Annotated in this window: 6 protein-coding genes; all 6 read left to right on the plus strand. The window is 46.3% G+C overall.

Translation table 11 applies throughout. The features are described from left to right. Positions 1 to 1,593 (plus strand): reverse transcriptase/maturase family protein (locus HMPREF3034_RS04675; RefSeq protein WP_369796364.1); only part of this gene is annotated, 1,593 nt, incomplete at its 5' end. 11 nt (positions 1,594 to 1,604) lie between these two features. After that, complete coding sequence (locus HMPREF3034_RS04680; RefSeq protein ID WP_062433613.1) at positions 1,605 to 1,991, plus strand: hypothetical protein; 387 nt, start codon at positions 1,605 to 1,607, stop codon at positions 1,989 to 1,991. An 11-nt stretch (positions 1,992 to 2,002) separates the two neighbouring features. Next, positions 2,003 to 2,875, plus strand: coding sequence for a hypothetical protein (locus HMPREF3034_RS04685; RefSeq protein WP_062433617.1), 873 nt, complete (start codon positions 2,003 to 2,005; stop codon positions 2,873 to 2,875). Continuing rightward, a complete protein-coding gene (locus tag HMPREF3034_RS04690; protein ID WP_062433620.1) occupies positions 2,872 to 3,393 on the plus strand; it encodes a hypothetical protein in 522 nt (173 codons plus the stop codon). Before HMPREF3034_RS04685 ends, HMPREF3034_RS04690 begins: the two co-directional genes overlap by 4 nt. A 530-nt stretch (positions 3,394 to 3,923) precedes the next feature. Beyond that, positions 3,924 to 4,724: a hypothetical protein gene (locus HMPREF3034_RS12525; protein ID WP_156431039.1), complete on the plus strand. Its 801-nt coding sequence runs from the start codon at positions 3,924 to 3,926 to the stop codon at positions 4,722 to 4,724. A gap of 333 nt (positions 4,725 to 5,057) precedes the next feature. Then, a complete protein-coding gene (locus tag HMPREF3034_RS04700) occupies positions 5,058 to 5,885 on the plus strand; it encodes a DNA adenine methylase (RefSeq protein ID WP_062433625.1) in 828 nt (275 codons plus the stop codon). The last annotated feature ends 307 nt before the right edge of the window (positions 5,886 to 6,192 follow it).

Below are 6,192 nucleotides of genomic sequence, written 5' to 3' on the forward strand. Positions count from 1 at the left end.
TTCGGGTTCGTGCTGCTGGCGGTTCTGCGAACAATGGCACGAATGCAGGCGCGTCGGCTGCGAATGCTTATAATGCAGCCACGAATGCGAATGCGAATAACTCGTCGCCTCTATACTTTGCAAAAGAAATATGCTATTATGGGACAAGCCTTGCCACTGGGCAAAAAATATCAAGTCAAAAAGGGTATTAGTAGGACGGGCGACCGCCTCGAAAGTTCCCGACTATGCAAAGCAGAAACAATGAAAAGAATAGGTTATTTATTTGGCGACATCTGTACGCTTGAAAATCTATATTTGGCACACTTGAATGCTTCAAAAGGGAAGCGCAACCGCAAGGAGGTGCAACGGTTTGAAGCTGATTTGCAGGCTAACATTTACCAGATACAGCAGGAGTTATTGCAACATACCTACACTACTGGCAAATACAGCGTGTTTATCAAGTACGAACCGAAACGCCGCGAAATATACAAGCTACCATACCGCGACCGTGTGATACAGTGGGCTATAATGCAGATACTGGAGCCGATATGGCACAAATGCTTTAATGCCGACACATACGCCTGCGTGAAAGGGCGCGGCATACATTCCTTGCTGCGGAAGCTGCGCAGGGACTTGTGTAAAGACTTCGACGGTACACGCTACTGCTTCAAAATGGACGTTAAGAAGTTCTACCCCTCTATTACGCACAGCGTGCTGAAAGAGATTGTAAGGCAGAAAATCAAAGACTCCGATTTGTTGTGGCTGATAGACGATATAATCGACAGTGCAGACGGTGTGCCTATCGGTAATTATATTTCGCAGTTCTTTGCGAACCTCTACTTGTCGGAACTTGACCACCAGATAAAAGAAGTTTTGAAAGTGCGCTATTATTACCGCTATGCTGACGACATCGTGGTGCTGGCCGCTGATAAACGCTACTTAAACGGTGTTCAAATATACATTAACGACTATTTAGAGAACGACCGCCTGCTGCACATCAAAAGCAATTATCAGATTTTCCCTGTGGAAAGTCGGGGTATAGACTTTGTGGGCTACGTTACACGGCACAGCTATTGTCTGGCGCGTAAACGCAACAAAAAGGCACTGTGTAGAAAGGTAGCTGCATTGCGCAAGAAAGGGCATACATCGAAAGAAATACGCCTTATGCTTGCTTCAAGGTTAGGGTTTATATATCACTGCAACAGTGTGAATTTATTAAGAAAGTTAGATATGAAAGACTGGAAAGAGGTAGACAAAAAGGGTAATGGTGGGCTTACAGGCTCAAAATATCCCATAGATGCTATTTTGAACAGGGAAATACATCTGCAAGCTGCGAAAGTAGAACCGTCAAAGCGCAACGACGGGAATTGCCTTACAATTCAGTATGAAGTGTATGAGCAGCTGCACGATAAGGACGGGGGCTTGTTATGGAATGACGAAGCGAAAACACAGCCTGCTATGGGCTGGGTACAGCATATTTCATTTACAGGCTCGACAAACTTACAACATCAGCTCGACGGGCTGGACTTGTCCGAACCTGTCCGCTGCAAAATCATTAAGCAGCCCTGCGAACACGGACGCTGCTTCTATAAATTTACATCAGTAACCGAATAAATTATAACAATATGAACAAAGTAGCTTACATCGAAAGAAAGAATTTTGTGAAGTTCGACAACGAACATTATGTACTTTACCTCAATGAGGAAAGGGCGGAAGTTAGTACAGGCACTGCCGAAACAGGCGAAGCGGGCGAAACCGTGCAGGGCTATGCCTATACTGGCAATATGCCAGACGGCGGCACGCTCATTGAAGCAAAGGACGTGAACGACACCAACCGCCGCGCTCGTTTCGTCGCTGGTCTTATCGGTACAGAATACGACCTCGACGCACAAATCGCCATACTGGCCAACGGCAACCATACACAGCAATGCGCAGAGGAGCTGGCGGCGTTTGAGGAAAACAGGAATACCGTTAAAAAGGCTATCGACGAACTTCTTGCCCGTGAACTCTAAAACAAAGGCTTATGGCTCGCAGTATATCAGAGATTAAAAAGGAAATGACAGCGGCGTTTATCAAACAACGCGCTGTCATTGAAAACTACGGACTGGACACACGCAAGACGTTCGACCAGCAATTCAGTGCCGTGAGTATAGAAAGCGTGCTGTTTTATGTCTTTGCCTTTGCCGTCTGGACGGTCGAGGTGTTGTTTGATAAGCACAGTGCAGAAGTGGACGCGAGAATAGAACAACTCGAACCACATACGCTGCGCTGGTATGTGAATAAGGTAAAAGCATTTATGTACGGCCGTAAGCTCGTGGAAGATGCAGACTACTACGACACCAGCGGAATGAACCAGACGGATATAGACGCTTTGCGCGTCGTGAAGTATGCCGTTGCGACGGAAGACAGTACGGTCGTCTATATCAAGGTGGCTGGGCAGAAGAACGGGCAGCCCTGTTTGCTGCCTGACAGCCAGTTCAAGGCGTTGCGTTCCTATGTTAATACCATTAAGGACGCAGGCGTTAGCGTAGTGCTGCGCAATGAAGCCGCAGACCTTATACAGATAAACCTCGTCGTGTACTACGACCCTACGTTAATGAACAGCAGGGGCGAACTGGCGGACGGTACTTCCCCTGTTCGTGATGTCGTGCAGAATGTCATTACCAACCTGCCGTTTAACGGTATGTACAGGAATACCGACTTATTGGCGGCCATTAAGGAAATACCAGCGGTCGTCGTGGTAGACATTGACAGTACAAGTGGCGGTATCAGGGCAAAGGCACGCACTGCGCCCGATTATTCGCAGGTGGTCGGTTATAACAGACCATATAGCGGATATTACGAAGTGAATGCCCTTAATGTAAATTACAAGGAATATAAAGCAGTGGAACAATGAAATACTCGGTAGACTTTTACAGACTTGTTTTGCAGCTGCTGCCCACGTTCTTACGCCAGCCGCTTATATTTGGACTGCTGCGGGCTGCCGTTATCGGCCTGCTTGCCGTGTACAAGGCTTTCATAGCCCACCGTAACGGCAATATATACAGGCTGACACATAACGGGCAGGTCTGCTACCTGCGCACCGTTCTTAATGATGCCTACAAAAGCCGTTATGGCCGTTTTGACATTCTGACGATAGAACGCAATGGCGACTGGTTGTATGCCATTACTGAAACGGGGACGCAAATTCGGCTGGCAAGCAGTGAAGACCAGTTGAATGACGCAGGTAAGTATGTGGACGATAACGCAAAAGTACCAGTGCTGGCAAATGAATTAATGCTGAATGCAGAGCAAAACAATTTCATTGTAAGCGTTCCTGCCGACCTCTACCAGACAAGCCTCGCGGATATAGCCGCGTTGGTGGATAAATATAAATTGATTAGTAAACGTGCTATTTATATGCAACAGTCTTAATTATGCAAAAAGCGAATTATCTAAACACAAGGACAGCGTCTGGAAATTCGGGTAAATACCCGCTTTCAACGCAGACGCTTGACTTCATTCAGCAGCAAATTATGTTGCTGCAACAGCTCGGATATATCGGCGGCAGTAAATACATACTGCGCCAGCCTGACGGAAAAAACGCAGGCTTGTGCTATATCGACGGGGAGTTCTACACGTTGGCTGCAAAGCCTGTAATGTCTGACGCTATTAAGTTCGTCTGTATAGCAACAAAGACGGAAAACATCAAGGCTGACGGCGAAACCTATGCGGAAGCGCGTACATACAAGACCGCCGCCCTGTCTTCTACAAGTTCCTCCACCTGTTTTCCTATCGACAAATTTAGTGTGCTTGTCAGCAATTCGGCACTGGCAGAACAGGTAAAGCAAGCCCCGCAGGTTGTCCTCGAATATCTGAAAGACGTACTGGCAGAGAAAATGCCGATGTTGGTAAAATCAGGACTGACCCGCGCGCAGCTCGACACGCTGCTAACGTCGTGCGTAATGACCTGCACTAACTCGGTGGCCATAGCTGGGCAGACAAACTACGGGCTGACCGTAATGCCCGCTGGTGCAGTTGGCTGTGTGATGCAGACGGCAATAATGGGCGACGGTACAAAGTTCACGCGTGTAAGAACAGCACAGGGCTGGGCAGGCGATTGGGCGTGGCACAGGACTGAACGTGATATGTACACCATAGAAATGCGCATTGTGCGCGGGGTGGTGTATATCAGACACGGCGAATTGCCTGCCGATGCAAAAATAATTGTGGTGCGCAAAAAACGCCGCTCTGCGTGGCGTTCCACGGGCGGCGCAAAGTCGTACACGCATAACAAGGGCAAGCGTATCAAGCGCGCCCCTAAACGTGCTTGGGTGCATTACAAAGGCATTGTGCTGAACAACGGAAAGGCGGACGAATGGTATGTACCGCACTGTATAGCCGTGGCAAACAGCAAAGCCGACGCAGATTTGTTAAGCAAGGAAATGGGCGGCCTATGCAGGCCATTGATAAAGCAGCTTCCAAACGACAGCGACGGAAACGAGGTATATAGCGTATCAGGCGTGCGCAAAAGAGTTACGACTGGGAAGCGCACTGCTAAAAGCAAGGCCAGCGGCTATGTCGAGGTCGGCATTCAGGTCGTTAGAAATGATGCTGACGGCACGCGAATGGTTGGCGGAGAGGTGGCACGGCTAAAATACCGCATACAAAATAAGCGTGTGAATACAGGTAAAACAGTTCTTGTTTTAGGAATAACCCGCAAAGTTTATAAAAGGGTGTGTTACCGCAGTTTTTCGATGCGTTAGGATACAAAAAAAGCGGGGTAGTCTTACTCCGCTTAAAGTCCCCTCGGTCGTGGCACAATGTAGAAAATTCATTTTGAAAGTCTTTATCTGGCTTTGCTAAGTATCACCAAATAGTCGAATGCTTTTCGCACTACGGAGGTAATAACTGTTATTCTGGGGACGGGTTCGTAACTTTGCTCGTTTTCCCCCTTTTCGCTTGGGGAATGTTCCGCAATTCGCTTGGAGTCCCTGACTGGGACAAGCACGTGGCCGTAGCCGACAAACCTAATGTATTTACAAAGGTAATAATAATATACTGAATATCAAAATAATTTGGGTGTTTTTTAATGCTGAATGAAAGAAAAGAAGTACACAGGCAGTCCGCTGCCTTTTCGTGGGTCAAAACGCTACTATGTAAAGCGTTTTAGAGATGTGTTACAGCAGGTTGGCGACGTTGATACGATAGTCGACTTGTTCGGTGGTTCTGGTTTGCTTGCGCGTGTGGCAAAAGATACGCTGCCACATTGCCGCGTAATTTATAACGACTTCGACTACTATGTAGATAGATTGGCAAAGATAGGCGAAACAAATGCGCTGCTGCACGAAATTGCGCCTTTACTTACCAATATACAGAGAGATAAAAAAGTACCGCCAGAAGTCAAAAGAAAGGCTTTGTCGTTGATACTGAAACATCAGCAACGCAGCGAGGTTGATTATATAACGCTGTCAGCTTCGCTTTTGTTCTCTGGAAACTGGGCGCAAAGCTATGAGCAAATGGCAAAGCAGACAATGTACAACAGAATGGTTCACGGCGATTATGATGCGACAAACTACCTTAATGGGCTGGAAGTAGCGCACGAAGATTATAGAACGCTGTTTGATGCGCATAAAGACAACAAACGTGCTTTGTTCGTTCTCGACCCGCCTTATTTGCAGACGGAAATAACCGCGTACAAAGAAGACACATACTGGCAATTAAAAGACTATTTAGACGTTCTGACGCTGATACAGCAGACAAAGTACGTTTTGTTTACGTCTGGCAAAAGTCAGATATTAGAGCTTTGCCAGTGGCTTAATCAAAGCTACAACGCAGGACTTCTGAAAGGTTCTATCAAGTACGAACAGAACAGCAGAATAAACAACTTTGCAGCATATAAAGACATTATGATTGCAAGGATATAAAAGCGAGTGAGCAGTCAAAGCGCAAAACTTCGGCTGCTCACAATTATGAACGGCAATTCGACAAATGAAGCGTAAAGACACAACTCCTTTTGTATATACAAAGGTACGAAAAAGTAATGAAATAACCAAATAAAAGGCCCTTAAAATAAGGCTTTTACGAAAGATTTTGTGCAACTAAAAACAATCTTTCAAACGCTGTTTAATCAGTGCTCAAAAGCCTGTTTTTATATGGTTTGATTTGTGCAGAAAAATGCAGTTTTTGTACAATCTAATTTGTAAAATTGCACAATCTAATTTTCCGATTATA

The sequence above is a fragment of the Prevotella sp. DNF00663 genome, from assembly GCF_001553265.1.
In the GTDB taxonomy this organism is placed as follows: Bacteria; Bacteroidota; Bacteroidia; order Bacteroidales; family Bacteroidaceae; genus Prevotella.

Bases quoted from the DNA above. Each gene is read 5' to 3' on its own strand.
- HMPREF3034_RS04690 (WP_062433620.1), top strand. From the start codon at position 2,872: ATGAAATACTCGGTAGACTTTTACAGACTTGTTTTGCAGCTGCTGCCC.
- HMPREF3034_RS12525 (WP_156431039.1), top strand. From the start codon at position 3,924: ATGACCTGCACTAACTCGGTGGCCATAGCTGGGCAGACAAACTACGGG.
- HMPREF3034_RS04680 (WP_062433613.1), top strand. From the start codon at position 1,605: ATGAACAAAGTAGCTTACATCGAAAGAAAGAATTTTGTGAAGTTCGAC.
- HMPREF3034_RS04685 (WP_062433617.1), top strand. From the start codon at position 2,003: ATGGCTCGCAGTATATCAGAGATTAAAAAGGAAATGACAGCGGCGTTT.
- HMPREF3034_RS04700 (WP_062433625.1), top strand. From the start codon at position 5,058: ATGAAAGAAAAGAAGTACACAGGCAGTCCGCTGCCTTTTCGTGGGTCA.